At 51.5% G+C, this 2,920-nt stretch carries 3 protein-coding genes, 1 pseudogene and 1 riboswitch; of the genes and pseudogenes, 3 read left to right on the top strand and 1 reads right to left on the bottom strand.

Annotated features, from left to right (window positions below; genetic code table 11):
* From QVO97_RS12135 to QVO97_RS12125, 3 genes are all read left to right on the top strand, one after another.
* Positions 1–395, top strand: a 395-nt coding sequence (locus QVO97_RS12135; RefSeq protein ID WP_288189763.1) for a S8 family serine peptidase, incomplete at its 5' end; no start/stop codon positions are given.
* Between the two features lie 130 nt (positions 396–525).
* Positions 526–643, top strand: a riboswitch (FMN riboswitch).
* A gap of 180 nt (positions 644–823) precedes the next feature.
* Entirely contained in the window at positions 824–1,435 is a 612-nt protein-coding gene (locus QVO97_RS12130) for an ECF transporter S component (protein WP_022360580.1), read from the top strand.
* A gap of 181 nt (positions 1,436–1,616) precedes the next feature.
* Entirely contained in the window at positions 1,617–2,411 is a 795-nt protein-coding gene (locus QVO97_RS12125; RefSeq protein WP_022360579.1) for a creatininase family protein, read from the top strand.
* A gap of 46 nt (positions 2,412–2,457) precedes the next feature.
* On the opposite strand, the pseudogene QVO97_RS12120 reads toward QVO97_RS12125, so the two are convergent.
* Positions 2,458–2,920 (bottom strand): annotated as a pseudogene (locus QVO97_RS12120) (SAM-dependent methyltransferase); the annotation flags it as partial.

The following is a 2,920-nucleotide window of genomic DNA, read 5'->3' as shown; positions in this document are numbered from 1 at the left end:
GAAACGGCGACGCCTCCGGCAATGGCTACAGCATCGATGAGCAGCCGATGTACCCGGCAAGCTTTGAACTGGACAATATCATTTCCGTGGCAAACCTGCGCTTTGACGGTCAGCTCGACCGTGCGTCCAATTACGGGGTGAGAAGCGTGGATCTGGCAGCGCCGGGCAATTATATCCTGAGTACGATCACGGGCAATGACTATGCCTACATGAGCGGCACGTCGATGGCGGCACCGATGGTAACCGGAACGGCGGCAATGCTGTACTCCTGCGATGCGTCCCTGTCGCTTATGGATGTGAGAAACCGTATTTTGCAGTCGGCGCGGCCACTTGAGAGTCTGTCCGGCAAAGTGGCAACCGGAGGTATGCTGGATGCCGGGGCGGCGATGCCGTAGATGAGAAAAACGAAAAGAAAGATTGTTAAAAAAATATTGAAATTCTCGTTTGTATGTGATACTATGAACGGGTGAGATAATTACTCCGCAGATTCATATGTTTATAGGTATGAAGACGGAGTAATTACCATGATTTCTTCGGGGCAGGGCGAAATTCCCTACCGGCGGTATAGTCCGCGAACCGCGATGGCGGCCGATTCGGTGAGATTCCGAAACCGACAGTATAGTCTGGATGAGAGAAGAGGCAGGAGTCAGAGAGTGTACCGCTTGAGCGCAAGCAGGCTGGTGTACATCGGCTAAGTTGTGATTTATCATCCCAGGTCCCGAACGACCGGGATTTTTTTAGTTTTACAAATGCAGCTAGTCCGGCACTTGATTCATACTCCTCCTTCGGAGAAATGAGTTTTAAAACCGAAAGGAGATTTAAGATGAAGACAGGAAAATGGAGTATTCAAAAATTGATTTATACGGCGATGCTGGCAGCGGTTGCTGGCGTGCTGATGTCATTGGAATTTTCGGTTCCGATGATGCCGCCGTTTTATAAGGTGGATTTCAGTGATGTACCGTCTGTGATTGCTGTGTTTCTGATGGGACCGGTATCCGGTATCTGTGTAGAAGTCATCAAGCTGTTAATCAAGCTGATTACTGTCGGAACTAACACGATGTACGTCGGTGAGCTGGCCAACCTGATTGCGGCGTTCCTGTTCGTATGGCCGCTGTGGTTCCTCTATCAGAAGCTGGGCGCTAACCGTAAGGCAGCTGTAGAAGCGCTTCTGCTCAGTATCGTGATCCGCACCGCGTGTGCATGCTTTATCAATGCGAACATTACGCTTCCGTTATATGCGAAAGCGATGAGCCTGCCGCTGGATGAAGTGATCCGCATGGTAGCGTCGGTCAACCCGGCGATCAAAGACCTGAATGGATTTATCATCCTGGCGACGATCCCATTCAACGTATTGAAAGTGGGACTCAACTATATCGTTGGACAGCTTTTGTTTGTACGCCTGCGTGCGGCGAAGATTGTGCCGAAAGCAGTATAAAATGAAATAAGAGGAATGGTTTGACGGATTTGGCTGTTTGCTGTGAAACGGCAGAACCATTTCATAGAAAGGATTGTCGGGAAACCGCTGGGAAAGCTGCCTGGGGGAGAATCCCGGACAATCCTTTTTGTTTGATGGAACGTGCAAAGACATATCTGTTTTTATAAGAGGAGGAGATACTATGATACGTAACTATAGAGATTTGACAAGATGGGAAATGGAGCAGGTGGACCGTGAGAACACGATTGTCCTGATTCCGCTCGGGGCTCTGGAACAGCACGGCAATCAGGCACCACTGGGAACGGATGATATTATCGCGGAGGCGATGAGTCAGGAGATCAAAAAGGCGCTGGAGGCAGAGGGGGAAGAAGACTTCCCGATGCTGCTGTTTCCGGTGATTCCGGTGGGCTTAAGTACAGAGCATAAGAATTTCTGCGGTTCGGTTACAGTCCGGCCGGACACTTACTATCATCTCTTATATGATATATGCGTCAGCCTGGCGCATCACGGTTTTAAGAAGCTGGCTTTTTTGGTATGCCATGGTGGGAATGCGCCGATTGCGCAGGTTTTAAGCTGGGAACTTCGGAGTGAGCTGGGGATTGCACCGTTTATCCTTTCAGCGGGGGCATTTGGTCATCCGGATGTAAAAGCAACGATTTCAAAGGGGAATATCTGGGATTTCCACGGTGGAGAGATGGAGACATCGATGGTAATGGCGGTCGATGAGAGTCTTGTGAAGCTGGAACTTTCGGAAGCGGGAGAGCCGACGGCGTTTGAGAAGACCCGCGCCCTGAAGCCATACGGTCCGGTTTCGATCGGCTGGGTGTCGGAGGACTGGAAAACAAAAGACGGATCGCCGATTGGAATAGGAGGAGATCCGTCTGGTGCAAATGCCGAGAAGGGGCGAATTATATTAGAGACGAGTGCGCGGGAACTGGTCCCGGGGCTGTTAGATATCCGGGATTGGAATGAATAGGAATCAAACTTAAAAATGGGGTGTCTATGTCATCCGAATACCAGTGTTATTTACCAGATTCCCAGCGTCCGGATGCACCGCATGGTAATACCAGTCCGGTGCGGGTAACCGGAAGTCCCAGCTCGTCCGATTTCACTGTGCCGCCGTGGGTGGGGGCAACTTCGGTTGAGAGCATATAGGTCAGGACGGACGGCGCCAGCCCGGTGGTGTAGGAGTTGATGAGGAAGAAGAGCGGGTTGTCCGATAACAGTTTCGTGCAGAGCTGCACGAACGGGTAAATCGAAGTTTCGATCTTCCAGATCTCGCCTTTCGGTCCGCGGCCGTAGGACGGCGGGTCCATGATGATTCCGTCGTAATGGTTGCCGCGGCGGATCTCACGCTCAACAAATTTCACACAGTCATCGACGATCCAGCGGATAGGTGCATTTTCCAGCCCGGAGGAACGGGAGTTTTCCTTCGCCCAGGCTACCATGCCCTTGGAGGCGTCCACATGGGTCACGCTGGCACCG

The sequence above is a fragment of the Clostridium sp. CAG:43 genome (assembly GCF_000434655.1).
GTDB classification, from domain to species: Bacteria; Bacillota; Clostridia; order Lachnospirales; family Lachnospiraceae; genus Otoolea; species Otoolea fessa.
Note: the sequence above shows the minus strand (reverse complement) of the source record. Positions and strands in the feature narration are given on the sequence as shown.